The organism is Nocardia sp. A7, assembly GCF_046549215.1.
In the GTDB taxonomy this organism is placed as follows: domain Bacteria; phylum Actinomycetota; class Actinomycetes; order Mycobacteriales; family Mycobacteriaceae; genus Nocardia.
The window spans coordinates 561905-588055 of sequence record NZ_JAJPWE010000004.1; the positions used below are offsets into that span (position 1 = coordinate 561905).

A 26151-nucleotide genomic window follows, 5' to 3' on the forward strand; every position below is an offset into this window, starting at 1 on the left:
AGGGTGCGGCTGCGCCGAGGGCGACCTGCCCCTCGGCGGTGACCGGTCGGTCGGTAACGACGCTAGATCCACTGTGCGGCAGCAGGTATGGATTCCTCCCATGCTGCGAAGTAGTCAAGGGCTGCCTCGGCGTCGATCAGGTCGGGGTGATCACCGCCACCGACGTAGCCGCCCGGCCGCGGTACTCATCGGGGTCGGGTCCCGGGTGCGCCGGTGGTGAGCAGGGCGGTGGGGGTGTCGCTGATCTGCACGGCGTCGGTTAGTCCGAGGGCCCGGGCGACCGCAGCGAGGACGGCGCGGACGTGGGCGTCACCGAGTTCGGCGCAGACCACCAAGCGGAGGTCGACCGGGATACCGCCGCCAAGGCTGACGGCCAAGTCCAGCAATCGGTGCTGGGCGCCGTCGAGCGGGCCGAGGTCGGCGGCGCTCAGCGCCCTCCAGTCCACGCGGGCGATGAGGTGGTGCCTGTCGTCGCTGTCGGTGACCAGGCGGGTGGTGATGTGGGTGCGGAGGCCGCGACGGTCGAGCAGCCCGGCAGAATCGAGCAGCTCGACCGCGGCACGCTGATGTCGGCCCTCGGCGAGGTCAGCGCCGGTGATGAGCCATGCGCGAAGCTTGTCGGTGGAGGCGGTGATGGGATCGGTCATGAGGTGAGCTCTCCTGGGCTGGTGGACGTGAACCGGTACGTGAAGCGGTGGTCGCAGCGGGACGGGCTGGCGGCGATCGCAAGATCGGCGCCGACACCGGTGGCGCGGGCGAGGGCGGTAGCTACGATCTGGGCATGCTCGGGGCCCAGGTTGACCAGTACATCGTGTGGGTCGATCAGGTTGTCGGTGGCGAGGCCTACCGCCAAGCGCAGCAGGCGCCCGGTCGCCCCGTCGGGGTCGGCGACGGTGGGCTCGCTGCGCAGTGCCGTCCAGTTCACCTTCGCGTACCACCATGGCCATCCCCCGGTGCTGAGGAAATCGATATCGGTGTGCTCGCGCACCGCGGGGTGCTCGAGCAGGCCCGCAGTATCGAGCAGATGCAGGGCCGCACGCTCGCACCGGTGTGACCGGTCATCGGTCGGCCAGCCTCGAAACAGCAGATCGCGCCGCTGCTCGGGGCTGTTTTGGGCCGGTGATGGCGTGGCGCAGCGCATCAGAGATCCTCGGTGAGCATGGTCCGGGTCTGCTGGAACCACGCGCGGGTGGCCGGGTAGCGGTGTCCGTCGCCGGCGTTGATGCGGCGGGCTCGGCGGCGGTCGCGATCGCGTGCGGCCGAGGAGGTCGGCAGCTCGTAACCAGGAACCTGCCCCGGATCCAGGCCGATTGTCGCACTGTGAAGTTCGGAGAACTGGGACTGCGGCGACCACGGCGCGATGTCGCGCGGGTCGTCGGGCTTGGGTGCATCGGTCACTGTCGCCACCCTGAGATTGGTGTCTGATCTGCGGTGTCGTCGAGCGGAGTGAGGTAGATCGAGCGGGCCATCAGCAAGCGGTGGCATTCCGGCCCCCAGGAGGGGCGGGCGCTGACGAGCGGCAGCCACTGGTCGGCGATGCGTCGCCAACTGTCGGGTCCGTGAGTCTCATCGGCGTACCGGCTGACGATGCGGGCCAGTGATTCGGCGACCGGCACACCACGTTCCGGCGCAGTCCAGGCGCGCAGCACGGTCGCGATCTGCTCGCGGGCGCCGAGGTCGACCCGCGACGGTTTCGGTCCGGTGTTTGGTCGAGGCGGGTCGGCGGGGTGCGGCCGGCGGTTGAGCCATGCCCCAGTGTGCCGCAGCCACATCAGCGCTCGGGGATCCCAGACGTTAGGGTCATCGGCGCCGGTGAGGGTGCGTTCGGCGTAGTCGAAGTCCCAGGGGCGATGGCGATGGCAGGCTTCGTAGTGGACTTCGTCGACTGCGGATGCCAGTGTGCCCACTGCGCGTCGTCCGATCGACTCGATTGCCGCACAGAGGGCCTCGGCTTCGCTGGGTAGATAACCCGGCGTGGCCGCGCGCGCAGCATCGTGGGTCGTGGATGCGGTCATGCGGGGTCTCCGATGCGGCGTGCGGCGAGGTCTGCGGCGAGGGTGCCACGGATCGGCGCGAGCTGGGTCAGGGCGTAGTCGAGGAAGCCCAGCGCGCGCTGTCCGGCGGGCATGCGGGCCTCATCGCGGCGGTCGTCCGGGGTGCGGGCGGCCCACTGGCCCAACGGGATTCTGAGGAAGTCGAGGAAGTGCACGATCAGCTCACACTCGCGGCGATCGCGCGCCGGTCGCGGTACTTGTCCTTCACCGCCGTGGTGCGACAGGCCACGCGCTCTCGGCCGCTCGCTCGGGAGCTGCGGCGCCATCGGCGGCAAGGAAGACCGGGAACTGGTTGGCGGCGACGGGGTTCGGGTGCGCCTTCGTGGTGTCAGCGTGATGTTCGGCGCTGAACAGCGGCACCGATGCGGGCTGGTCCGGGTAGGAGTCGGTCACGGTCGTTCCCCCTGAACGGTTGGCTGAGCTGCGGTTTCGATGAGCGTAGCGGTGGCCACCGACAGTTTCTCCGGTTGCCACACCATTCGGACGCGAAAACCATGTGTGAGCAGGGGATTTCGTGGGAACGCGCCCGATTATCGCGCGAACTTTCGCTCCGACGTTCCCGACTCCGGCGCTGTCGACTCCTTCAGGGTGCGGTCCATCCCCATGGTCGCTGGCCTCGTTGCCCGCGCAAGCAGCCCAGCCGATAGTCAGCTTGGCGGCGGGCGTGGTCGGAGACCGCAGCGTGGCGTAGCGCGAACAGGCACAGCTCGAAGGATCGGATGTCGCGGATCACCGGGTAGCCCTTCCAGTCGGTGACGTCGGAGCCGTAAGCGTTGGCAAACCGTTCCCATCGGTCTGGTGGGTCCGAGAGGGTGTCGGATTGGAAGGCGACGGTGGCTTGGTCCCATTGTGGTGGTCCGATGCAGCAGCGTTCCAGGTCGACGACGTGTCCACCGGTGGCGGCGGCCATGGTGTTGGCTGGGGACGGGTCGCCGTGGATGACACACCACGGGCTCGGCCATTCCAGCGCGTTCCACCGTGTCGCGAGGTCTGCGGCATAGCGTCGCAGCCACGCCTTTTCCGTGTTGTCGGTGAGGCATTGGTCAATGCGCTCGGTGAAGTCGGGCAGGGTGAACCGGGGCAGCCCGAGGTGGTTGGGCACGCGCAGCGTGTGCAGCCGTGCGAGCATCGCCCCGGTTTCGGCAGCATCGGCTGGACCACCCGATCCGAGATCCTCCCAGAAGGTGACAGGCCGCCCGGCCACCACGACCGGGTCGGGCACCAGCGGTTCGGGTGCGCGAACGTGGTGGGAACGCAGCCAGTCGGCTGCGCGCAGCTCCCGGACGGCAGTGGCCAGTTCCCCGCGCTGGTGTACTCGGATGATGGTGGCGGTGTCGGTGCGTAGCATGGCGTTGTCGCGCAACCGGATCGGGTCGATCCGGGTAGCGCGGACCTGGGCCTGGGCGCATGCCGCTCGGGCCAGTGCCACGATGTCGTTGCTTCTCATGATGTTTCGCATCCGCTGGTCAATGACCGACGGCGAGTGCTGCGGCGGTCTCGAACAGGCCGGCGGAGTTGGCGCCCTTGATCAGAACGACGTCACGGCCGCGCAAGCCTTCGGTGATCACGGCCAGCACTTGGTCTTTGGTTTCGATGTGGGTGACCTGCGCGGAGCCCGCGTCGCGGGCGGCGGTGGCCATGAGTCCGGCGTGGTGGCCGCCAACGGTGATCAGGGTGCCGATGCCCAGGTCTGCGACCTGACGTCCGATCTTTGCGTGCAATTCCGGTGCGGTGTCGCCGAGTTCACGCATCTCTCCGAGGACCGCGATGGTGGGTCGGACTGTGGCGGCGATCGTGGCCAGCGACCGCAGTGCGGCTTCAACGCTATCCGGCGAGGCGTTGAACGCGTCATTGATCACGGTGATCCCGTCGGGGTGTTCGGTGACTTCCATCCGGCTGCCCGAGACCAGAACTGTACCGTTGAGACCTGCAGCGACAGTGACAAATTCGACACCGGCGGACAACGCTAGTGCGGCCGCGGCGAGTGCGTTGGTCAGATGATGCTCACCGGCCACGCCGAGCGTGACCGGTGCAGAATCGTCACCGTGGCGCAGGGTGAACTGCGCGCGAGCGCTGGCGTCGAGGTTGATGTCGGTGGCACGCACATCGGCATCTGTCCCGGTGCCGAATCGCAAGACCTGCGCGCGAGTGTGGTCGGCCATGGCGGCCACCAGCGCGTCATCGGCGTTGAGGACAGCGATACCTGTGGCGTCGAGAGCTTCGATGAGTTCGCGTTTGGCGACCGCGATCGCCTCGCGGCTGCCGAATTCGCCGATGTGGGCCGAGCCGATGCCCAGGACCGCGCCGATCTGCGGGCGGGCGATGGCGGCGAGGTGGCTGATGTGGCCGCGCCCGCGCGCACCCATCTCCAATACGAGGAAGTCGGTGTCGGCCTCGACTCGCAGCACGGTGTGTGGGAACCCGATCTCGTTGTTGAACGAACGTTGGGTGGCCACGACGCTGCCGTGGCGGGCCAGGATCTGGGTGAGTAGATCCTTGGTGGAGGTTTTGCCCGCCGACCCGGTGATGGCGAGGACACTGCCGGTGTAGCGGGTTGCGACGGCGTGGGCCAGATCGCTCATCGCGGTCACCACGTCGTCAACGATGATCGCTGGGCAACCGGTGGGGCGTGATGCCAGGACTGCGACCGCGCCCTGTTCTATTGCGGCGGTGGCGAAGTCGTGGCCATCGACCCGGTTGCCGCCCAGCGCGGCGAACAGTCCACCGGTCTCGACGTGGCGGGAGTCGAATGCGGTCGGTGCGGTAACGGTGACTTGGTCGTTGGAGACGGCGTCGAGCCGACCGCTGACCGCGTGGGCGATCTCGGCGAGGGTCATGGGAATCATGTGTTCCAACCTTTCGATATCACAGTGGTGCCGGGACTTTGGGACTGCCTTGCGGACGGCGAGATCGGCTGTGCGCCACGATCATGCTCGCCACCGGACCGGCCTGATCGCTGGGATTGGCTCAAGTCCTGCACAGTCGGCCGATCGCGGCGTAAGCGCTCAGGTCCCACGCGGTGGGGTGTTGCGGTTCGGTGGCGTGGTCGTAGCGGTCGGAGCCGAGGAATTCGGGTCGCCACCGGTGCGGGGCGATCAGTCCGGGCGTGTGCAGGCGGTAGTTGGTGAGCATCGCGGCGATGTCGCCGTGCGTCCGCGGGTGGTAAGTGATCCCGGCCGCGCGCAGGGTCTGCGCGGCGGAGTTGACTTGGTGGCCGTGGATGTCGGCGGTGATGTGGGTGAGCGCCAGCCATATACCGATTGGTAGGTGGGTCAAACCCGCAATCATCGACGCGGCGTCGTCGATGAGTTCGGCAGTGCCGGACAGCAATAGCGCGATGGGTTCGGTGGTGTCGAGGGTGGTGGTGATCGCGTCGAAGACGGCGGTGGTGTCGGTGAGGTCGATTTCGGCGGTGTGGGTGGTGTGTCCGGTCATCAGGGCGCGGGCGTGGGTGGCTGCGATCGGGTCGTTGTCGATGTAGAGGGTGCGGGCAGTATTGGTGCGTTCGGCGGCGACGTCGTGGATGTTCGGTGTGTGCGGGAAGCCGCACCCGAGTTCTACGAACTGGGTGACCTGGTGGTCGATGAGGTATCCGACCGCGCGTAGGGCGAACCGACGTGATTCGGTGAACGCAGGGGCGATCTTGTTCCGGGTCAGTTTCTCAGCGATTGCACGGTCGGCGGTGTAGCAGTCTTTGCCGCCGAGGAGCGCGGTATGGATGCGTGCGCTGTTGGGCCGGGACTGATCCAGGACGGTGGCGCGGTCGGGATCGCTCACGTGTCGTCGCTTTCTGTACTGGTGGGCGGTTCTGGATGGACGAAAGTTGGTGTGGCCCCCGAGCTCGCCGGAAATCGAGTCCGGGGCCGCCTTCGCGCTGCCTGGCCGGCGTGAGGTGTCTCAAGGTCTCACCGTGGCGCGCCTAAGGCATTCGGGTGGTCGTGTAGAGGCCGGTCGCGTGTCAGGGCTGGAGGTAAAGCCGCTCGTTTGGCAGGCGCGGCAGTCCGGCACAGTGGCCCGGGTAGACGGCGACGGTGCCGGGTCGGCGGGCGGCAACATCGCAGACGAACACCAGCGCTGCTGTCAAACAAGCAGCGAAATCTATTCGCACACTGTGGAACTGAACCGTGATATGGATGCCGGGCTCATCAGGGAGCGGTGACCGGCCTCCGTTGTTCATCGCCGTGCCTGCCTCAAGCTCGATAGCGTGCATTCGATCACCACGGCCCCCGACGGTCGGAACACGCTGGTAGCTGGAGACACCCACGTCCGGATCATCAGCGGGTCCGGCACCGGCGACGGCAACGCGATATCGCCGTCGCGGATCACCACCACCCGCGCCTCCCATAACCGTGCGACTTCGGTGGGGTCGCCGATCGGCCGGATATCGGACCTGATCAAAAATGTCCACATGTGCGCGCGCGGGTGACCGATGATCGACAACGGCGCAACCCCGCGCACGTCGAGGCGCATTTTGACCTGGTGGCCCAATGCGGCCGGCATCATCACCGCCCCGATCGAACCGGCCCTCATGGTGATTCGTCCGGTGTGTGGGTCGATCACGGTGGGCAGGCGACACACGTGCCGGTAGAAGCCGCAGCGCGATGAAGGGGTTTCGGTGAACGCCGAAGTAGGTGGGCTGGTCTGTGTCATCGGGACTCCTCGTGCAACCCGGGAGCAGGAACGCGTGGCTCGCTGGCTTCGGCCGCGGGTGTGGTGGGTGCGCCCATGAGCCAACCGGCCTCACGCATCGCTTCGAGCGCTCGGCGCAGTTCCCGCAATGACGGATCGGGCTCGGCGGGGACGGAGCTTCTCATCGCGAACTCTGCCGTTCGAGGGGACACTGCCTGACCGTTACCCGCCACTGGGCATGCCGGTTCCGAAAGGCGTCACCGTTGCGGCGCAACGAGTTCAAGGCACGCGCTACACGCCACCGCGACATGTTCAGATTGCGGGCGATCGTGTCGGCAGTCAGCAGACCCCCGGGGACGAGGACATCGAGCACCCGTTGCTCAACATCTGTCAGGTTCTCCGAGATCATCGACCCCCCTTTGTCGTACGCAGCGGCAACGTCCCGAGTTGTGCTGGTGCATGGGCCGTCGGGCGGTCGACAGCATGCCGACTCTTGTCGGTAGCTGATGAGTGCGCGAAGACCGTCATAGCTGCTGGCTCCTATGGGGGCGGTGGTTGCTGCTGTTCACCCTCCCAGTCGGTCAGCGGTCCTCACACCTGCTGCGCGGTACGAGTTCCGACGGATTCTTGGGTAGCTTGACCTGCGCAGATGGTGTGAAGCGAAGAAGTTGCCCATTGTGATGGGTAACCTTTCTGGCAACTACTGCTCCTGGGGCGAAGGGCTGCCGGTCATGGGAACGTCGTCAAGGTCATCAGGTGCGGACGCACGCACGAGCCACCAGATGAGTCCGCAGGCGCGCGGTCGTGAGCTGGCCGCACAGGGTAAGAAGCTGTGGACCGAGTTGGGGTCGGTAAAAGGTGCGGCCATTGAGCTGATGGCTCAGTACCCGGATGTGCCGAGTTTGCAGGCGTACCGCTATGCGGCGGGCCTATCCCAAGACCAGGCGGCAGCGCGCTATAACGACGTGACGGGAAACCAGACCAGCCTTGGCGGCACATCGGTCAACGCCTGGGAGTCGTGGGCGCGCCGCAGGGGCCAGGGTTCTCCGCCTCCGATGTCCGGTTTGCTCATCTTGTGCGCGGCCTACGGAAGGGGGCCGCTGGGGGTGGCAGAGGAGAGCATCAGCCCAACGGAGCTTATCGCCGAAGCCTACGAGCGACTGCCTATCGAAGATCAGCTAGCGCTGAAAAGCTTTACAGAAGACAAGGTTTCAAGCGATGAACCAACATCGGCGCTAGAGCATGGTGCGACCAGGAGCCAGGTTCCCGCGCCACAACCCCGGAGGGGTCAAGTCGGACCGACGTTCATCTTGACGGTTCCAACTGTCGAATACGGGAACCCTGAGGTAGATGTGTTCACGCTGCCTAATCCTGAGCCAGGGCGATTGATCGATCTGACGTGGGATACTTTCGGGTATGGGGTGGAGCGGCTATCTCAGCAGATCAAAAACCTGGGCAAACGCCTAGATGTAGACATATGCTTCGGGGTGAATGAGGCCGGTTTGGTTATGGCCACCTTTCTTGCTTCATCCCGATTTTCCCGATGCCGAATCGGGTACCTGCGGTGTAACAAGGTGCGCGACGGCATAGACCTGGACAGTGCATCTTTCTACCCGGAAGCCAACGACGCTCCTACGATCGTAATCTGTGATTTCGAGGTCAAGCACGCTGACGTAATCGGCTACCTCGCCAGGCAACTGCGCGACCGCTACCCCAAGGCTGAGCTGTACTTCGTGGTCTTCGGTGCAATGACCAAAGATCGGCAATTGGACGTCGATAGCTTCGATGATCTCACCGGCGCAAAGATTATGCGTGCGGCAGGATTTGAAGCAATTTTCATTGCCGCAACGATGGGACCTCCCGGCATTGAACCTCCATTGGAGTTGCGCTAGATTCGAGCAAAGGTGACCTTCGCATGAGTGATCAGAACACGACTGAGCTGGCGCGGCGCATTACCGACATGGTGACAACCATGATGGCCGAGATACGGCCCCGCTTGGTGGAAGCCGCGCTGACCGGGCGCCGTTCGGAGACCGAAAATGCCCGCCACGAAGACAACTTCTTGTCGGAGTATGACCTGTGGATGCACGGACGCTACAAGGAACTCCTGTCCGAGTATCTACCATCATTCATATACGCATCAGAAGAGGATGATCCGCAAGTCGTTGGAAGTGACTCGGAACCAGATTTGTGTGTCCTCGTGGACCCGCTGGATACGAGCGAATTGGCTGTTCGCTCCCTGCATGGCTACACCCACATCATGGTCTACTCGCGCTCTCTGAGGCGGCCTATCGTTGCGGTCGTCGGCGATATTTTTCATCATGTTCAGCTGTACGTGGCCGTGCGAGACAGGGATGGTTGTGATCGCGCCTTTATGGTCACTACTAGCGGGGACCGCCACACGCTGAATCGGACCTCGAACGCTCGACTTTCCCAAGCTCTGGTTACGAACTACTTGATGCGCCCGGATGAGCGATTTCGCCCCTTGGCAAAGCAGCAACGTTTCTTCGATGCACTGAGCGCCGTGTCGGAGGGCGGTAAACGAAGAGGGCGCATCGGCGTTGATTTCGGCTCTATCAGCTTGTGTCACGTCGCTGCCGGATTCACTGATGCCACCGTGGAATTCGCCAAGGGATTCGCCGTTTGGGATCTGTCGCCCGGGCATTACATTCTGCATGCGGCTGGGGGCGTGACGATCGATCTTGATGGTGCTCCGATCCCGCTGGATTGTGGACTCAACAGCACGCCCGAGATCAACAAGACGATGAGTACGCGCCGGAAGTTCATCGCGGCCGGCAATCGGGCCCTCGCGGAGGAGATACGCGAAGCCATTCAGCAGTGACATCGGGCGCCCAGTCGGCAGTCCAGTACGGCAGCCTGGTCGATCACGGTGTTGAGTTCAGATGTCATCCTGCTTCGACTGCCCTGCGGCTGTTCAGTCGGCGCCCTTGCCTCTCGATCCGTCCGGCAGGTCGTCCACGGCGCAGCTCGAACCTCGCGCGGCCGGATGCATCCGTACCGTGAGCGATGGCGGATGAACACATATCATTTCGGAAGCTCAAAATCTTTGCGCGCTAACAGTTTTCGATCAGATGAGACGATACATGAGTCGACACCAGTACATTCTTGTGGCGAAATCTCGTCTTTTGAGGTTTCATGTAAGAGGAAGAGTCGCTGATCGGGCCTACTTAAGGCTGGATTATGCACAACGATCAACAGCAAGACTCTCTCGATTCCGCCCGCCGCCCGTGCTGTGCGGGCTACCCACCTGATACGCCGAAGCGGTCCCGGCTGCACCGCGCCATTTCGAACGGACAGGCGCGAGGTGCGATCCAATGACCGGCGAAGAGGTCTGGCTGACCACCGACGAAGTCGCCGCGAGGCTGAAGATTCCGCCAAAGACATTGGCTACGTGGGCATCTGCCAACCGCGGACCACGATTCGCCAAGATCGGTCGGTACCGCCGCTACCTACTGCGTGATGTTCAGCGATGGGAGCAGGCGCAACTCGAGGCCACCCGGCGCGAGCAACCACCGAACACTCCTGCCTGACGGCCAACTGCCGCGCCCACAGGCACACCTCTCCGGATGGGTGTGCCGAATGCGGCTTGTCCCCGGCACCGCCATGCCCGCATTTCCGTTGAAGGGAGGACACCTCGATGCCACGCCAAGCCCTCCCCATCGGCACCTACGGCAAGATCAAATCCACCCGGCAGCGCAACGGCAGCTGGCGAGCAACGACGCGCTACCGCGACGAGGACGGCATCAGCCGGCCCGTCGACCGCTTCGGTGCCACCAAGGGGCAAGCCGAGGACGCACTCCGCCGTGCGCTGGCCGACCGAACGAACTCGCGCGGCAAGCTCATCACCCGCGACACGACACTGACCGAACTTGCTGACCTGTGGCTCGCCGAGAAGGCCGTCCAGGACGGGATCACGCCCCAGTCGCTCGACCTCTACCGTCGCGAGATCGACGTCTCGACCGACAAACGGGCCAGACCCGACGCGATCAAGATTAAATCCGCGTTGGGCGGGCTACGTGTCTGGGAAGCCTCGACATCGCGACTTGATGCCCACATCAAGCGCATCGCGCTCGACGGACATCGGGAGAAGGCGCGGCGCCAGCGCGTCATCCTGTCAGAAATGATGGGCATGGCGGTTCGTCACGACGCGATCGACCGAAACCCCGTCCGCGAGGTGGCAGACCTGCCACGCAAGCACACCAAACCGCGCGCCGCCGATATCGAGGTTCTCTACGAGTTGCGCCAGCACCTCGATGAGTGGGTGAACGGCGCCCCGCTCGACGGGTCGCCCGGGTACACCTACGGTCCCAAACGCAATCAACGAGTCCTCGATGTCGTCGATGTCGAACTCGGGACCGGCCCGCGTCCCGGAGAAGCGTTGGCGTTGATTTGGTCCGATGTCGATCTCGAGGCCATGCCACCGCGAGTCACCTTCTCGGGCACGATCGTTCGCATCAAGGGCAAAGGTCTGATCCGCCAGCCGCGAACGAAATCCGATTCGGGCTATCGCACCGTGTTGATCCCGCCGTTCGTCGTGGAGACTTTGCGCCGGGTGCAAGCCGAAGCCACTCCGAACGAGCTGGATTTGGTCTTCCCGAACCGCAACGGTGGTATCTGGGACCCGAACAACTTCAACCGCCTCTGGAAGCAGGCGAGGGGAGACAAGTTCGCCTGGATCACCGCGAAGACCTTCCGCAAGACCGTCGCCACGATGATCGCGACCGTGCACAGTCCGGAGGATGCGGCCCGCCAACTCGGCCACGCAGGCGATGCGGTGACCCGCCGCCACTACATCGATCAACCGACGCAGGCACCCGACTTCACCGCCACTTTGGAGCGACTGAAACGGTGAAAAGATGTTGTTTTCGTGTAGTGAGGGGTCAGAATAGTCAAAAACCAGGGTCAAACGCGAACGTTTGCCCTGGTAGATGCTCCCCCATCTGGACTCGAACCAGAAACCTGCCGATTAACAGTCGGCTGCTCTGCCAATTGAGCTATAGGGGATTGCCCTGAATGACTGGACTCAGGCGGTCTGCCTTGGCGGGCTGACCGAGATGAAACTTTAGCGCATCGTGTCGCGGGAACCCAAATCGGGGCGCTACCTGGGGACATGCGGTGTGTAACGATGTGCCGTCGGATGGTGGCCGGATCGACATGGGTGGGGCGGCTGGGGCAGGATGGAGCGCGCACACAGACGTGGGAGGAGCTCCAGGAGATGCTGCGGTTGATCATCGGCGTAGCGGCCGGGTATGTGCTCGGTACGAAGGCCGGGCGTGCGCGCTACGAGCAGATCAGTGCGGCGACGCGAGCTGTCACGGGGTCCCCGGTGACGAAGAAGCTGGTGTCGGTGGGTCGGCAGAGGCTGTCGGACAAGTTGAGCACGCAGCAGAAGCTGGAGCCGATGGAGCCGATCGACGAGCGCACCACGGTATTGATTCCACACAACCAGTTGCGTCGCTGAGCCGAATTCGGCTACACCACAGACACTTTCACGCTCTGTCTGAGCATTCGTCGCTAACCTTAGCTGGAACCCGCGGTCGCGAGCGCGACCCTGAAGACCGCTCCGGTGGCCTCGCGGACCTCTGCTTCGCTGACGCCCGGCGCGGTTTCGACCAGGGTCAGGCCGTCTGGGCCGATGTCGAGGACGGCCATGTCGGTGATGATGCGGTGGACGCAGCGCAGGCCGGTCAGGGGGAGGGTGCAGTGGTCGAGGATCTTGGGTTCGCCGGAGCGTGAGCGGTGTTCCATCATCACGATGACCCGTTTCGCGCCGTGGACCAGGTCCATCGCGCCGCCCATGCCCTTGACCATCTTGCCGGGAATCATCCAGTTGGCCAGGTCGCCGTCGGCGCTGACCTGCATCGCGCCGAGTACGGCGACGTCGACGCAGCCGCCGCGGATCATCCCGAACGACTGTGCGGAGTCGAAGTAGGAGGCGCCGGGCAGGACGGTGATCGTTTCCTTGCCCGCGTTGATCAGCTCGGGATCGACCTCGTCCTCGGTCGGGTACGGCCCGACGCCGAGGACGCCGTTCTCCGAGTGCAGCACGACGGTGACGTCATCGGGTAGATAGTTCGGTACCAGGGTCGGCATGCCGATGCCGAGGTTCACGTATTGGCCGTCGCTCAACTCGGCTGCCACCCGGGCGGCCAGTTCCTGTCGTGTCCAGGTCATGCCCGTACCGTCCTGTTCTCGATGCCGACCTCGACCTTGCCGACGTGCACCACTCGCTGCACGTGGATGCCGGGGGTGTGTATTTCGTCCGGGTCCAGTTCGCCCGGCTCCACCAGATGCTCGACTTGGGCGATCGTGATGCGGCCCGCCGTCGCGGCCGGCGGATTGAAATTGCGTGCGCTGCGCCGGTATACGAGGTTGCCGTGCCGGTCGCCTTTCCATGCGTGCACCAGCGCGAAGTCGGTGACGATCGCGTGCTCGAGCACGTAGGGCACCCCGTCGAAGAGGCGCGTCTCCTTCGCGGGACTGGCCAGCGCGATCCCGCCGTCGCCGTCGTAGCGCAGCGGTAGACCGCCGTCGGCGACCTGCGTGCCGACGCCCGCCGGGGTGAAGAAGGCCGGAATGCCCGCACCGCCTGCTCGCATGCGTTCCGCCAGGGTGCCCTGCGGCGTCAGTTCGACCTCGAGTTCGCCCGCGAGGAACTGGCGGGCGAACTCGGCGTTCGACCCGACATAGGAGCTGGTGGTGCGGCGGATCCGGCGGGCCTCCAGCAGTACGCCGAGGCCGACGCCCGTGGTGCCGCAGTTGTTGCTGACCACCTCGAGGTCGGTGGCGCCGTGGGCGAGCACCGCGTCGATCAGTATCTGGGGCACGCCGACCAGGCCGAACCCGCCGACCGCGAACGACGCGCCGTCATGAATATCGGCGACAGCTTCGGCGGCTGTCGCAATGACTTTGTTCATCACACCAGCGATGCTAGACGAAATGTTCGCATCGCGCACCTATGTTCGTATCACGAACACTTGCGGCTGCGAGGGTCGCGGACTTAATGTGTTCGCTATGCGGACGAAAGTGCGCAGAGCGAACGCCCACGCTGAGCTTCGAAGAGGACCGCGGCGACGTAGCCTCGGGCCCGGCCCGGTGCATCGACGTTCGCCGCGGGGCGGACGCCATCGGGTCGACAGGGAGAAGGAGTTGCGGCAGCCATGACAGAACCGTCATCGGATTACGTGCAGTCCCTCGGGCGCGGCCTCGCCGTCATCCGGTCGTTCGACGCCGAGCATCCCCGGCGCACCCTCAGCGAGGTCGCCCACGCCACCGACCTGACCCGCGCCACCGCGCGGCGCTTCCTGCTCACCCTGGTCGAACTCGGGTACATGCGCACCGACGGCAACCAGTTCTGGCTCACGCCAAGGGTTCTCGAACTCGGTTACAGCTTTCTGTCCAGCCTGAGCCTGCCCGACCTGGCAGGCCCGCATCTCGAGGCGCTGGCCGAGAAGGTCCGCGAGTCGACCTCGGTGTCGATCCTCGACGGCACTGACATCGTCTACGTGGCCCGTGTTCCGGTGAGTCGGATCATGACCGTCTCGATCAATATCGGCACCCGATTCCCCGCGTTCGCCACCTCGATGGGGCGGGTCCTGCTCGCCGATCTCAGCACCGACGCGCTCGCCGAATACCTCGCGAAGATCGACCTGACGCCGCTCACCGACGCGACGGTCACCACGAAGCGGCAACTGCGTGCCGAGCTGGCCCAGGTCCGCGCCGACGGGTTCTGCGTCGTCGATCAAGAACTCGAACACGGACTGCGGTCCATGGCCGCGCCCATCCGCGATCAGCACGGCACGGTCGTCGCCGCGGTGAACATCTCCACCCAGGCCGCCCGCTACACGCTGCGCGAGGTCCGCGATTCGCTGATCCCCGCCCTGCTCGCGACCAGCGCCGCGATCGAGCACGACCTGACCCAGATCCGATCCAACACCTGACGCCGACGAGGAAGATCCATGCCCGAAGCTGTTATCTGCGAACCCCTGCGCACCCCGGTCGGCCGATTCGGGGGTGTCTTCAAAGACCTTGCCCCGCAGGAACTCGCCGCGACCGTGATCACCGAACTGATCGCCCGCACCGGACTCGACCCCGCGACCGTCGACGACGTCATCCTCGGTCAGGCCTCACCCAACGGCGACGCGCCCGCGATCGGGCGCGTCGCCGCGCTGGACGCCGGCCTCGGCATCAGCGTGCCGGGCATCCAGGTGGACCGGCGCTGTGGATCGGGCTTGCAGGCCGTGCTGCAGGCGTGCATGCAGGTGCAATCCGGCGGTAGTGATCTGGTCCTGGCCGGTGGCGTGGAATCCATGAGCCGCACCGAGTTCTACGCCTCCGACATCCGCTGGGGCATTCGCGGCGACGGCCCGGTGCTGCACGACCGGCTCGCCCGCGCCCGAGTGACCGCCGGTGGCAAGAACTTTCGCGTCGACGGCGGCATGATCGAAACCGCGGAGAATCTGCGCGCGCAGTTCGGCATCAGCCGCGCGGATCAGGACGCGCTCGCGGTGCAGTCGCATCAGCGTGCCGTCGACGCGCAACAGAACGGCCGCTTCGAAGCGGAAATGGTGACTGTCGCTGTGCCGCAACGCAAACGGGATCCGTCGCTGGTGCGCATCGACGAGCACCCGCGCGCCGACACCGACCTCGACACACTGGCCCGGCTGCGCCCGATCCGGCTCGGCGCCGATCCTGATGCCACCGTCACCGCGGGCAACTCCAGCGGTCAGAACGACGGCGCGGCGGTCTGCATCGTCACCACCCCGCAGCGCGCACAGGCACTCGGCCTGCGCCCGATGGCCCGACTCGCGTCGTGGGCGGTCGCCGGGGTGCCACCGGCCACCATGGGCATCGGACCCGTTCCGGCCACCGAAAAGGCGCTCGCCCGACTGGGTCTCACCCTCGACGAGATGGACCTGATCGAACTCAACGAGGCCTTCGCCGCGCAGACGCTGTCGGTGCTGCGGACCTGGAAAGTCGAACCCGACGATCCGCGCGTCAACCCGAACGGTTCGGGAATCTCCCTCGGGCATCCGGTCGGTGCGACCGGCGCGAGAATCCTGGCCACCCTGCTGCACGAACTGTCCCGCCGCGAAGGTCGCTACGGTCTGGAGACGATGTGCATCGGCGGTGGGCAGGGACTGGCTGCCATCTTCGAACGCGTCTGACGGGTCCGGCGCGCCGTGGCCGTGGCCGGTTCTGGTCAGGCAGATTGCAGGATCCTGGCGACCCACGACCATGGCCGCGTGCGGATGGCGCTAGGCTCGGCGAAACTACCGCTCAGGTAAATCGATACACGGGGGACACCCATGACTGATCCGAACACCGTCGGCGCCGGACCGGTGCCGTTGTTCAGCGCCCAGATTCACACCGACGCGAGTGCGGCGCCCGCCGAGCCGGTCCCCGGCAACAAGTTTCCGACCTTCCTGACCGCGGTCGGAGACGAAGACCCCACCACCTGAGCGAATCCGACCGCCCGCGGGGGGTGCGCCGGGGCGGATAGCCTGGGCGCAGTCACGTGGGCGGTCGTGACGCGAAGGAGCGGTGATGGAGTTCGGGCCCGGAGCGGTCCTGGCGGGATACCGCATCGAACGCAAGCTCGGTGGCGGCGGGATGGGTGCGGTGTATCTGGCCCAGCATCCACGACTCCCGCGCATCGTCGCCGAGGCGCCCGCCGGATTGGACTACGCGCATCGACAGGGACTGTTGCATCACCGACGAGGTGCTGGTCACCGACTTCGGAATCGCTCGAAGATCGCCGCGGTTCCGAACAGTCCGAAGGCGGCGTCGGTCCTGCGGCCCTGGCTCGACGATGTCCTCGCCGGTGACATGAGCGCGTTGATCCGCAAGTGCTGGACCCAACCACCCGCCGAGATCCCCCGGATCTACGGCGACGTCGCACAGATCACCGACGCGGTGCGCCGCCCAGGCGTGCTCGGCCGATTCGGGCCCTTCTGGCAGAACGACCGGATCACAGTGAGCTTGCGGCCCAGCGAGTTACGGTCCGTCTACGGCTGTCCGATCGTCAGCGATCGGTCGGCGACCGGGCTCACCGACGAGCAGGCCCGCTACACCGCCGAACGCTATCTGAGCCGGGTGGTCGGCGATCCCGTGAACCCCTCACCCTCGAGCACGCCGCGAACGGGTTCTGCATCGCTCGCATCCAGTCATAGCTCGGCGACTCTGTCGTCGAGTCGGGCCAATCGTTTGTCGAGCGCGGTGGTGTGCTCGGGGGTGGCGCGGTCGCGCACCCGAAGCAGGGCGTCCCGGAGACCGGTGATGACCATCGGCGAGCGGGCGGCGTAGGTGATGTCGTCGACACCGGTCCGCAGGAATTCCTCCCATTCCGGCAGGTGAACGACAAGCCGTTCGACACCGTCGCCGTCGGTGCGGCGCAGCGGTGCCAGCGGTGCCGCGGCCGCCCATCCGAGCAGATCCTCCAACTCGTCGAGGGCCTGGACGGATGTCGCCGGGTCGTTCACCGCCGCGGACAGCGCACGGAGCGCGATATCGGCCAGCAGCCGAACCGCCAGCAGCGGATCCTGGTCGAAGGTCCGTTCATCACCGACGACGAACCCTCGCAGCACCGTCTCTTCGGACAGTTCCCCGCCGTGCACCGCTGCCACGCGACTGCCGCGATGCAGGGTGGCACCCGGACTCGCGTGCACGACGATGGTCACGTTCGCGGCCTCGGCGGCGTCGATCAGCTCGGCCATCTCGATCCGTTGCAGCACCGCGGGCGGGTGCTTCCAGACAATCGTCGTCTGTGCCGGCGGCAGCACCGGCGCGCCGGGGGCCTGCTCGGCGTACACGGAGTCGAGGATCTTTCGTCCGCGGTCGGCGATCGCGCCGAGGGCCGGCGCCAACTGAACAGCGGCGAACGCCCGCAACAGCAGTGTCCGCAATTGCGCGATCAGCACGAACAGCAGCAGCATCGCGAGGAGCGGCACGAGTGCCGGTACCTCGATACGCCTGCCGATGGCGAGCGCGGCGGTAATGCAGAACACGACCAATCCGAGGGCGAAACCGAAGGTTCGCCAGACGAGCGGGTCGTCGCGGAACAGCATCAAGCGGGGTGTGAACGTGGTGGTCACCCACTGCACCACCAGGAACAGCAGCGAGAAGATGAGTGCCACCGCGCCGAGCAGACCGATCCCGATCGAGAGCAGCGCGTCGGTCACCGGGCCGCTCGCTACGCGTGGTCCCCAGCCGACCTTCGGAACGGCCAGTCCCACGGCGAGTCCGGCGAGCATGAAGGCGAGCTGGGCCAGGCCGGCACGCAGGCGGCGGGGGCGGTGGGCTATTCGGGTGTGCACTCGGCGCGGCCCGCATCGAGGAGGTCGAGCCCCTTGGCTTCGACGGGCGTGTGGTCGGTGACCACGACGCGTCGACCAGCGCGGATCATCGTGAACCAGCCATCGACTCAGCTCCTGTCGGCACGACCAACGCGGACCCTGCGATGGTCACACATCGACCCACGGGCTCGGCTCACCCGAAAAGGGTGACTCCCACGGGCCCGGCGCGCCTGGTCCGACGCGCGAGGTGGGGTGTGGTTACAGTGGCCCGGTGCGACGGTGGCGGGGGGAGAGCGGGTCGGTTCGACCCACCTCAGGGGTAACCCCTGGGAACGTCTTGTCAGTAGGGCTCAGCGTCCGGAGCAAGGGCGCACGCTTCGCGTGCCGCGCAGAACCGCAGACGAAGGATTCTGGTCGCCCCGTCACTGTCGCACTTCGATGAGCCCGGCGATCGAGCCCGAGCTGGCCGGACGGCTGGCACGTTCGTTCGCGCTGTTCGACGACGGGTGGGGGCTCTCGACGCTGGCCGAGGCGTTCGCTGAAGTGATCGAACCTGGTCGGGCACAGGAGATCGCGGGGCGGGTGATCGACCTCATGCCGGTCGAGCCGGTCGATCCGGTGAACACGTTGCGCCGGGTGCTGGTCGACTTGCCGAAGCTGCCGACGACAGTTGTTCGTCTCGATCCCGTGGTGGCTCCGATGAGATTCGGTGCGGTCGAGATCCCGGATCTCGCCGCATTGGGTCTGCTGCTGAATGTGACGCCGACCGAGCTCGAGTGGTTCGCCGATCGGGGTGGCTGGTTGCGGCGGGCATCACAAACGCTGTCGCACTACCGCTATCGGCGGTTGCCGAAGGCTACGGGGGTGCGATTGGTCGAGGCGCCGAAGGTGCGGTTGCGCGAGATCCAGCGACGGATCCTGCGTCGGGTTCTTGCCGGCATCCCCGCTGATCCCGCGTGTCACGGCTTCGAGAAGGACTGCAACGCAACGACATTCGCCGCACCGCATGCCGGATCCGAGGTGGTGATCAGGCAGGATCTGCGCGATTTCTTTCCGACGATCGCAGTGGCGCGGGTGCGCGCGGTGTTCGCGGCTTGCGGCTACTCCGCCGTAGTCGCTCGCGTTCTCGCCGAACTGTGCACCACCGCATCCCCGGTGGTCGAGCTGCGTGGACTCGACTACTCCCAGCGCACCTTGCTCGCGGCCCGGCATCTACCGCAGGGCGCCCCGACTTCGCCACGCCTGGCCAACCTCGTCGCGCGCGGCCTCGACCGCCGCCTGACCGGCTACGCGCACCGCCACGACCTGACCTACACCCGCTACGCCGACGACCTCGCCTTCTCTGGCAAGGCCGACCTCGACACCGCCCGGCTGATCTGGACGGTGACCCGCATCGCCCGGGACGAGGGCTTCACTGTGCATACCGGCAAGACTCTGGTCCGCCGTGCTCACCAGCGCCAGGTGCTGGCCGGTCTCGTCGTCAATGACTCCCCGGCCGCGCCCCGTGACCGCTACGACGCCCTCCGTGCCCTGCTGCACAACTGTGCTCGGACAGGCGCGGCCGCACAGAATCGCCACGAACACAACGACTTCCGTGCCCACGTCTACGGCCTGATCTCCTGGGTCGGCGAGATGAGCCCGCACCGTCGCGACAAACTCCTCGCCATGGCCGACCGCGTCGACTGGACCAGCTGACCGGCGGCTAGTGGTCGACGAGGTCGTCGGCGGAAAGCTGGGCGAGTTCTTCGGCGAGCGCGGTGACGGTGGCGCGGATCTGATCTTCGGTATGGCAGGCCGTGACGAAGAAGCGGAGCCGGGCGAGGTCCTCCGGGACGGCCGGGTAGATGATCGGGTTGACGTTGATCGCGCGACCGAGCAGCGCGGTGGACAGTTTCAGCGTCTTCAGTGAGTCGCCGACGATGCACGGGATGATCGGGGTGTCGAGGCTGTCGCCGGTATCGACGCCTGCCTCGCGGGCAAGGCGTAGAAAGAGTTCCGAGTTGCGGCGCAGGCGGTCGAGCGGCTCGCGGTCGGCCCGCAACAGGCGCATGGCGGCCAGGGATGCGGCGGCGTTCATCGGTGTCATTCCGACGCTGTAGACGAAGCCGGGGGTGGTGTACTTCAGGAATCGCACCAGGTCCGCGCTGCCGGCTACGTAGCCACCGCAGCCCGCGAGCGATTTCGACATCGTGCCGGACCACAGCTCCACGTCGCCGCGGTCGACCCCGAAGTACTCGCCGATGCCACCGCCGGTCGCACCGAGCACCCCGATACTGTGCGCCTCGTCGATCATCAGCAGTGCTCGGTGCTTCTTCTTGACCGCGATGATCGCGGGCAGATCGGGGATGTCACCGTCCTGGCTGTAGACGCCTTCGATGAGGATCAGCACCCGGCGGTACTGGTGGCGGATCTCGGTCAACAACGCGTCGAGGGCGGCGTGGTCGTTGTGCGGGAACGGTCTGCGCGTCGCGCCGGACAGTTGGCAGCCCTGCAGGATGCTGTCGTGCGCCAGGCTGTCGTGAATGACCAGGTCTTGCGGTCCGACGAGATGGCCGATGATCGTCACGTTCGTCGAGTGGCCGCCGACCAGCGCGATCGCGTCCTCGGTACCGAGCAGGGCGGCCAGTTCGGCCTCGAGTTCGCGATGGATCGGCTTCTCGCCGGACAGGAGGCGGCTGGCCGAGACCGAGCTGCCGTAGCGGGCTACGGCGTCTTGAACGGCGGCGACGACCCCGGGGTGGCCCGACATCCCCAGGTAGTTGTAGCTGGAGAAGTTGACCACCTGGGTGCCGCCGATGAACGAGGTATCCCTGGTGACGCCGTCGTTGATCAAGAAGTAGGGATTGGCCAGACCGAGCGCTTCGGCGCCTGCGAGCCGGTCTGCGATGGCGCGCACCTCGGCGAACTCGGCGATCAGATATTCGGGTTCGACAGTGGTCGGCCTGGCTTCGGCTGCGGGGGAGACGGTTTCGGGCGGGTGGGGAAGCGGGTCGACAGACGTGTTCGCCGCGACGGGCGAATCGGTGAGTTGACCACTGAAGTGGGCGATGACGTCGCCCAATGTCGTTGCCCCGGTGATCAGGGTCGGGTCGATGGTCGTGCCGGGGAGTTTGCGTGCCAGGCCGGCGAACAGGTCGGTCAGCATGAGCGAATCGAAACCGAGGCCGTCACCGAGTGTTCGGTCGTCGCGCAGCCGGTCGGCAGGGAACCCGCTCACCCTGGCCAGTTCCGCTCGGACAATACCCGCGACAGCGTCCGGGGCGATATCCTCGCGCGAGGTGTCGAGGTGCGGGCCGTGTGCCTGCGCAGGTGTGGCCAGCAGACTTGCCAGCACGGCGTTCTGTTCACGGAAGAGCGCGATCAGTGGGTCGATCATGGTTGCCTCGGTCTGTGCTCGTGCCGGTGGGGATTTCGGATCGAATGCCGAGGCACCGACTTCGTTGACATCGGGTGGCTCCACCCAGAATCGGTGCGCGAGGGAGAACTCGTACACCGGTAGGCGCCGACGGACGCGCTGCGCGGGTTCGTAGAGTTCGTCCCATTCGGGGTTCAGGCCGTCGCAGTAGAGCGCGGCGACGGTGGCGGCGAGTTCGTCGCCGGTCGCGCTCGGGCCGGGGCTCGGAGACAGGTAGCGTGCGCCGAGTTCGGGATTGATCCGTCGCACCGACGCGGCGAGAACGCGGCGGGGTCCGATCTCGACGAGATGGGTCGGATCCGTGTCGAGCGCGGCGTGCGCGGCGTCGCCGAAACGAACTGTGGCGCGGACGTGTTCGGTCCAGTAATTGGCATCCAGCACCTCACCGGGGTCGAGAAGTCGGCCACGCACCGTCGAGTAGATCGGCAGGGCGGCGGCACGGTAGACGCAGGTACCGGCGACGGCCTCGAACTCGGCCAGCATCGGCGCCATCAGCGGACTGTGGAACGCGTGTGACACGGTGAGCGGCTTCGCGATCACCGAACGGGTACGCAGTGCCGAACGGATGCGGGAGATCGCCTCGGCGTCGCCGGACAGGACAAGATCCTCCGGGCCGTTGACGGCTGCGAGCACCACCGCGGGTTCAGCGGTGAGCAGGTCGGCGATCCGCTCTGTGGTCGAGCGGACGGCCAGCATCGCGCCACCCGCAGGCAGGCGTTGCATCAGCCGACCGCGCGCGGTGACCAGCTTGCAGGCGTCGTCGAGAGCGAAGACGCCAGCCACCGCGGCGGCCGCGAATTCGCCGATGCTGTGCCCGATCAGCCAGGCGGGCCGCACGCCCAGGTCGGCGAGCGTCTTGGCGACGGCGTATTCCATGGCGAAGATCGCCGGTTGGGCGAGCGCGGTGGGGTCGACGTCGGCGTGCTCGTCGAGCAGCAGGTCCCGGACCGAGCGGCCGAGGTGCGGGGCCATGGCGGTATCGACCAGGTCGAGTGCCTGCCGGAACCCGTGGCTCGCCTCGTGCAGCGTGCGCCCCATCCCGGGGAACTGCGATCCCTGACCGGTGAACATCCAGCCGACGCGCACCGGCCGCGCGACACCCTGATGTAGCGCACCGGTGCGCAGTTGCGCTATCGCCTCGTCCCGGTCGTTGGCGACGACGGCGAGCCGGTTGCGGCCCGACGATTTGACCTGATTGCTCGTCCAGCAGAGTTGATCGAAGTTGTGGTGTCGCGACGACCGCAGTGCGTCGGACAGTCGAAGTGCGTTGCGTCGCAACCCGTCCTCGTTGTCCGACGAGATGGTGAGCACCCCCGCCCCTGCCGTCGCGGGCGCCTCGGTGGTGCGCGCGCTCGCGAGCACCATGTGCACATTCGTGCCGCCGAGGCCGAAGCTGCTCACGCCACAGTGCGCGGGTCCGTCGAGGGGCATGAGGTCGGCGAGCAGACGCAGGCCGTGGCGCTCCATCTGCAGGCGCGGATTCTCCTGGTCGGCGAACCGCGACGGCGGGACGACACCGTGATGCAGGCTGAGAACGGCTTTGATGAGTCCGGCGACTCCCGCGGCGCCCTCGGTGTGGCCGAGATTGCCCTTGATGGAACCGATTCCGCAGGACCGCGCCCGATTGCGCGCGTGCAGCTTGCCGAGCGCCTTGACCTCGATCATGTCGCCGAGAACTGTGCCGGTGCCGTGCGCCTCGATGAAGTCGATGTCATCGGGCCGTACGCCGGCGCGCAGATAGGCCTCGCTGATCACCTGCTGTTGGGCCCACCGGTTCGGCGCGGTGATGCCGTTGCTGCGCCCGTCGGAATTGACCGCGCTGCCTTTGATCACCGCGTAGATCGGCAGCCCCGCGGCCTCGGCATCGGCCAGGCGTCGCAGGACGAGCACCGCGACGCCTTCCCCGCGCACGATGCCATCGGCGTTGCCGCTGAACGGTTTACATCGCGCGTCCGGCGCCGACAGACCCGCCTGGGTGTAGAACACACCGACAGCCGGGGTCAGCACGAGATTGACCCCGCCCGCGACGGCCTGGTCGCAATCGCCCGCCGTCAGGGCATTGCACGCGAGATGGACCGCGACCAGCGACGAGGAGCATGCCGTGTCGACCGCGATACTCGGCCCCGCGAGGTCGAACTGATAGGACAGCCGGTTCGCGGTCATGAAGTAGCCGTTGCCGGATCCGTGCTGCGGCGTGATCGCGGCATAGTCGCTCATCTGCAGATTGGCCCACTCGTTGGCCATCACCCCGACGTAAACCCCGGTCCGCGAACCGGATTGCGCGCGGGGATCGAGGGTGGCGTCCTCGAACGCGCGCCAGGTGGCCTGCAGCAGCAGGCGTTGTTGCGGGTCCATCGACTCGGCTTCGTGGGAGGTGATGCCGAAGAATTCGGCGTCGAACGCGTCGGCGTCGTCGATGAATCCGCCGCTGCGGGTGTTGATGGTGCCGGGTGCGCCCGCCGGGTCGTGGAAGTCGTCGGCGTTCCAGCGGCTCGACGGGACTTCGGAGATCGCGTCGCGGCCGTCGATCAGCAGCTGCCACAACTGCGCCGGGTCGGCGGCGCGGGGGAAGCGGCAGTCGAGGCCGACGACAGCGATGTCGGTCATGCCGCGACGGCGATCTCGGCGGTGAGGTAGGTGGCGATGGCCGCGATGGTGGGGTATTCGAAGACCAGCGTCGGGTCGATGTCGAGCAGCCACCGGTCTTCGATCTCGCCGCACAGCGCCACCGCCGAGACCGAGTCCATGCCGAGTTCGGCGAGCGGGATCACCGGGTCCACCTGGTGCGGTGCGCGTTCGGTGTAGTCGGCGACGCGCTCGATGAGCCAGTCCTGGATCGTGGTGGAGTGGGTATCGATGGTGGTGAACATGTTTCGGCTCCTCAGCGGTTCGCGGTCGATGAGCGGCTCAGGGCCGGTTCGAGATCTTCGTGCAGGACGGTCCCGATGCTGCTGTCGAGGAAGGCCTCGCGCATCGAGGCCCGTTGGACCTTGCCGCTGGTGGTGCGGTGCACCGAGCGGCTTTCGATGAGGACGACGCTCGGCGCGGGGACATCGAAACCGCGGGCGACCGCGATCTTGATCGTCGAGGTCAGCTCGGCGAGGGTGGTACCACGCAGCAGCGCTGTCTTGATGCCCTGCACGACGACGAGTCGTTCGCGGTCGCCTGCTTCGACGGAGACGGCGACGCCGGTGGTGAGCGCGGGGTGCAGCTGCTCCACCACTTCCTCGACATCCTGGGGATAGAGGTTTCGGCCGTTGATGATCAGCAGGTCCTTGAACCGCCCGGTGACGAACAGTTCGCCCTCGCGCAGCATGCCGAGGTCGCCGGTGCGCAGGAACGGCCCTTCGTCGCCGAGGTGCGCGTCGAAGGTGTGCCGGGTCTCCTCGGGTCGGTTCCAGTAGCCTGCGGCAACGCTGTCGCCCTGAATCCAGATCTCGCCGACGGTGTTGTCGGCGACCTGCTGCCCGGTGTGCGGGTCGACCACGCGGACGGTGAGACCGCGCGCCGGTTGTCCGCAACCGACCAGCGAGCTGTCGGGCCCCTCGATGACGACCGGCGGTGCGTCGATCGGCCCCGCGGTGACGAGCAGCGTGGCCTCGGCCAGACCGTAGGCGGGCAGCAGTGCGGTCGGGCGCCATCCGGCGGAGGCGAACCGTTCGCGCACCGCGGCGATGGTTCGTTCGCGGACCGGCTCGGCGCCGCACAACGCCACCTCGAGGGTGGACAGGTCGAGGGTGGACAATTGCTCGTCGGTGACGCGCTTGGCGATCAGCTCATAGGCGAAGTTCGGGGCGGAGGTGCAGGTCGCGCCGTACTTGTCGATCGCCTGTAGCCAGCGCACGGGGCGCTTGAGGAAGGTGGTTGGCGACATGAACACCAGGTTCGCGCCGGCGTAGATCGAGGCGAGAAGCGATCCGATCAGGCCCATGTCGTGGAATTGCGGGATCCAGCTGACGCCGGTCGAGGCGTCGTCGATGCCGACCGAGGTGGAGATCGCGGCTTCGTTGTGCAGGAGGTTGCCGTGGGTGACGACGACGCCCTTCGGCGTGCCGGTCGAGCCGGACGTGTACTGCAGGAACGCGATGGTCCCGGTGTCGATATCGGGCATCTGCCAAATGTCGGGGTCACCGTGTTCTTCGTCGGTCGCCGCGACGGCGGCGGTGGTCGCCGCCGCGACCATCGGCTGGAAGTTGGCGGTGGTGAGAACCAATCGGGCACCGGAGTCGGCGATGATGCCCGCGACGCGTCGGGTGCTGCGCTCGTCGTGCGGCAGCGGCGCGGGCACCGCGACGACACCGGCGTAGAGGCAGCCGAGGAAGGCCCGCAGGAAAGCCATACCGTCGAGGTAGAGCAGGACGACGGGTTCGGTCGATTCCGGGCGGTCGGCCAGCCACGCGGCCACAGCCCTGGCGTCGCGATCGAGGTCGCGATAGGTGGCGACCTCCTCGACGAGCTCGCGCCCTGCCTCACGGAGGTAGGTGTAGGTGCGGGTCTGTCCGTAGGCGCGAACCTGCTGCCTGACGTGGTGCACGTAGCTGGGCTGCATGTCGCCGTTCCTTCACAGGGGAGAAAGCCATAGGGGTTGACTATGACTATCCGCTCTCTGTGGCGGTGGGGATAGTGCCCGCAGGTATCACCCAGCGAACCCCGGGGTGTCCGCTGCCCACCCTTGGGTGACAGCCCAACTGTCGACACGCACCCACCGAACGGATGCACAGCTCAGCCGTGGTGAACA

Annotated in this window: 27 protein-coding genes and 1 tRNA gene; 9 read left to right on the forward strand and 19 right to left on the reverse strand. The window is 66.4% G+C overall.

From position 1 onward, the window contains the following. Positions 1-185: 185 nt before the first annotated feature. From ACLJPD_RS24525 to ACLJPD_RS24580, 12 genes are all read right to left on the reverse strand, one after another. Positions 186-647, reverse strand: coding sequence for a hypothetical protein (locus ACLJPD_RS24525; RefSeq protein WP_410875127.1), 462 nt, complete (start codon positions 645-647; stop codon positions 186-188). Next, positions 644-1141: a hypothetical protein gene (locus tag ACLJPD_RS24530; protein WP_410875128.1), complete on the reverse strand. Its 498-nt coding sequence runs from the start codon at positions 1139-1141 to the stop codon at positions 644-646. The genes ACLJPD_RS24525 and ACLJPD_RS24530 overlap by 4 nt, the downstream gene beginning before the upstream one ends. Beyond that, entirely contained in the window at positions 1141-1398 is a 258-nt protein-coding gene (locus tag ACLJPD_RS24535; RefSeq protein ID WP_410875129.1) for a hypothetical protein, read from the reverse strand. The genes ACLJPD_RS24530 and ACLJPD_RS24535 overlap by 1 nt, the downstream gene beginning before the upstream one ends. After that, positions 1395-2015, reverse strand: a complete 621-nt coding sequence (locus ACLJPD_RS24540) for a hypothetical protein (protein WP_410875130.1) — start codon at positions 2013-2015, stop codon at positions 1395-1397. The genes ACLJPD_RS24535 and ACLJPD_RS24540 overlap by 4 nt, the downstream gene beginning before the upstream one ends. Continuing rightward, positions 2012-2209 carry a hypothetical protein gene (locus ACLJPD_RS24545; protein ID WP_410875131.1) on the reverse strand — a complete coding sequence of 66 codons (198 nt, stop codon included), beginning with the start codon at positions 2207-2209 and terminating at the stop codon, positions 2012-2014. The genes ACLJPD_RS24540 and ACLJPD_RS24545 overlap by 4 nt, the downstream gene beginning before the upstream one ends. Before the next feature lie 49 nt (positions 2210-2258). Then, positions 2259-2447: a hypothetical protein gene (locus ACLJPD_RS24550; RefSeq protein ID WP_410875132.1), complete on the reverse strand. Its 189-nt coding sequence runs from the start codon at positions 2445-2447 to the stop codon at positions 2259-2261. Positions 2448-2637: 190 nt separating this feature from the next. Then, entirely contained in the window at positions 2638-3501 is an 864-nt protein-coding gene (locus tag ACLJPD_RS24555) for a phosphotransferase enzyme family protein (protein WP_410875133.1), read from the reverse strand. 19 nt (positions 3502-3520) lie between these two features. Then, complete coding sequence (locus ACLJPD_RS24560; protein WP_410875134.1) at positions 3521-4900, reverse strand: UDP-N-acetylmuramoyl-tripeptide--D-alanyl-D-alanine ligase; 1380 nt, start codon at positions 4898-4900, stop codon at positions 3521-3523. Between the two features lie 121 nt (positions 4901-5021). Further along, positions 5022-5831, reverse strand: coding sequence for an SAM-dependent methyltransferase (locus ACLJPD_RS24565; protein WP_410875135.1), 810 nt, complete (start codon positions 5829-5831; stop codon positions 5022-5024). Positions 5832-6227: 396 nt separating this feature from the next. After that, on the reverse strand, positions 6228-6704 hold the full coding sequence (locus ACLJPD_RS24570) for a DNA-directed RNA polymerase subunit beta (RefSeq protein ID WP_410875136.1): 477 nt from the start codon (positions 6702-6704) through the stop codon (positions 6228-6230). Then, positions 6701-6868, reverse strand: coding sequence for a hypothetical protein (locus tag ACLJPD_RS24575; protein ID WP_410875137.1), 168 nt, complete (start codon positions 6866-6868; stop codon positions 6701-6703). The genes ACLJPD_RS24570 and ACLJPD_RS24575 overlap by 4 nt, the downstream gene beginning before the upstream one ends. Continuing rightward, the gene (locus ACLJPD_RS24580; protein ID WP_410875138.1) at positions 6865-7092 is read right to left on the reverse strand and encodes a helix-turn-helix domain-containing protein; all 228 of its coding nucleotides are present in this window, start codon (positions 7090-7092) and stop codon (positions 6865-6867) included. The genes ACLJPD_RS24575 and ACLJPD_RS24580 overlap by 4 nt, the downstream gene beginning before the upstream one ends. 373 nt (positions 7093-7465) lie before the next feature. On the opposite strand from ACLJPD_RS24580, the gene ACLJPD_RS24585 reads away from it, so the two are divergent. The 4 genes from ACLJPD_RS24585 (at position 7466) to ACLJPD_RS24600 (ending at position 11556) form a co-directional block, all read left to right on the forward strand. Further along, positions 7466-8575: a hypothetical protein gene (locus ACLJPD_RS24585; RefSeq protein WP_410875139.1), complete on the forward strand. Its 1110-nt coding sequence runs from the start codon at positions 7466-7468 to the stop codon at positions 8573-8575. Between the two features lie 23 nt (positions 8576-8598). Then, complete coding sequence (locus tag ACLJPD_RS24590) at positions 8599-9525, forward strand: inositol monophosphatase family protein (RefSeq protein WP_410875140.1); 927 nt, start codon at positions 8599-8601, stop codon at positions 9523-9525. 493 nt (positions 9526-10018) lie between these two features. Further along, complete coding sequence (locus ACLJPD_RS24595; protein WP_410875141.1) at positions 10019-10234, forward strand: helix-turn-helix domain-containing protein; 216 nt, start codon at positions 10019-10021, stop codon at positions 10232-10234. Positions 10235-10341: 107 nt separating this feature from the next. Continuing rightward, positions 10342-11556 carry a tyrosine-type recombinase/integrase gene (locus ACLJPD_RS24600; RefSeq protein ID WP_410875142.1) on the forward strand — a complete coding sequence of 405 codons (1215 nt, stop codon included), beginning with the start codon at positions 10342-10344 and terminating at the stop codon, positions 11554-11556. Between the two features lie 79 nt (positions 11557-11635). Here ACLJPD_RS24600 and ACLJPD_RS24605 read toward each other — a convergent pair. After that, positions 11636-11708: transfer RNA gene (locus tag ACLJPD_RS24605), tRNA-Asn, on the reverse strand. 211 nt (positions 11709-11919) lie between these two features. Between ACLJPD_RS24605 and ACLJPD_RS24610 the strand changes: the two genes are divergently transcribed. Further along, positions 11920-12165: a hypothetical protein gene (locus ACLJPD_RS24610; protein WP_266298859.1), complete on the forward strand. Its 246-nt coding sequence runs from the start codon at positions 11920-11922 to the stop codon at positions 12163-12165. A gap of 59 nt (positions 12166-12224) precedes the next feature. Here ACLJPD_RS24610 and ACLJPD_RS24615 read toward each other — a convergent pair whose 3' ends face one another. Together ACLJPD_RS24615 and ACLJPD_RS24620 are read right to left on the reverse strand one after the other, a co-directional pair. After that, positions 12225-12878 carry a CoA transferase subunit B gene (locus tag ACLJPD_RS24615; RefSeq protein WP_410875143.1) on the reverse strand — a complete coding sequence of 218 codons (654 nt, stop codon included), beginning with the start codon at positions 12876-12878 and terminating at the stop codon, positions 12225-12227. Next, positions 12875-13621: a CoA transferase subunit A gene (locus tag ACLJPD_RS24620; RefSeq protein WP_410875144.1), complete on the reverse strand. Its 747-nt coding sequence runs from the start codon at positions 13619-13621 to the stop codon at positions 12875-12877. The genes ACLJPD_RS24615 and ACLJPD_RS24620 overlap by 4 nt, the downstream gene beginning before the upstream one ends. A 243-nt stretch (positions 13622-13864) precedes the next feature. On the opposite strand from ACLJPD_RS24620, the gene ACLJPD_RS24625 reads away from it, so the two are divergent. The 3 genes from ACLJPD_RS24625 (at position 13865) to ACLJPD_RS24635 (ending at position 16165) form a co-directional block, all read left to right on the forward strand. Further along, entirely contained in the window at positions 13865-14644 is a 780-nt protein-coding gene (locus tag ACLJPD_RS24625) for an IclR family transcriptional regulator C-terminal domain-containing protein (protein WP_410875145.1), read from the forward strand. A gap of 18 nt (positions 14645-14662) precedes the next feature. Beyond that, a complete protein-coding gene (locus ACLJPD_RS24630; protein WP_410875146.1) occupies positions 14663-15871 on the forward strand; it encodes an acetyl-CoA C-acetyltransferase in 1209 nt (402 codons plus the stop codon). Positions 15872-16012: 141 nt separating this feature from the next. Then, positions 16013-16165: a hypothetical protein gene (locus tag ACLJPD_RS24635; protein ID WP_410875147.1), complete on the forward strand. Its 153-nt coding sequence runs from the start codon at positions 16013-16015 to the stop codon at positions 16163-16165. 705 nt (positions 16166-16870) lie between these two features. Here the strand turns inward: ACLJPD_RS24635 and ACLJPD_RS24640 are convergent. Next, the gene (locus ACLJPD_RS24640) at positions 16871-18019 is read right to left on the reverse strand and encodes a DUF2254 family protein (RefSeq protein ID WP_410875148.1); all 1149 of its coding nucleotides are present in this window, start codon (positions 18017-18019) and stop codon (positions 16871-16873) included. A gap of 417 nt (positions 18020-18436) precedes the next feature. On the opposite strand from ACLJPD_RS24640, the gene ACLJPD_RS24645 reads away from it, so the two are divergent. Continuing rightward, complete coding sequence (locus tag ACLJPD_RS24645) at positions 18437-19693, forward strand: reverse transcriptase family protein (RefSeq protein WP_410875149.1); 1257 nt, start codon at positions 18437-18439, stop codon at positions 19691-19693. 7 nt (positions 19694-19700) lie between these two features. Here the strand turns inward: ACLJPD_RS24645 and ACLJPD_RS24650 are convergent, their stop codons facing one another. Genes ACLJPD_RS24650 through ACLJPD_RS24660 form a run of 3 tightly spaced genes read right to left on the reverse strand, consistent with a single transcriptional unit; the run spans position 19701 to position 25962 of the window. Continuing rightward, the gene (locus ACLJPD_RS24650; RefSeq protein WP_410875150.1) at positions 19701-24020 is read right to left on the reverse strand and encodes a type I polyketide synthase; all 4320 of its coding nucleotides are present in this window, start codon (positions 24018-24020) and stop codon (positions 19701-19703) included. After that, the gene (locus ACLJPD_RS24655) at positions 24017-24283 is read right to left on the reverse strand and encodes an acyl carrier protein (protein ID WP_410875151.1); all 267 of its coding nucleotides are present in this window, start codon (positions 24281-24283) and stop codon (positions 24017-24019) included. The genes ACLJPD_RS24650 and ACLJPD_RS24655 overlap by 4 nt, the downstream gene beginning before the upstream one ends. 11 nt (positions 24284-24294) lie before the next feature. After that, positions 24295-25962, reverse strand: coding sequence for a fatty acyl-AMP ligase (locus ACLJPD_RS24660; RefSeq protein WP_410875152.1), 1668 nt, complete (start codon positions 25960-25962; stop codon positions 24295-24297). Between the last annotated feature and the right edge of the window lie 189 nt (positions 25963-26151).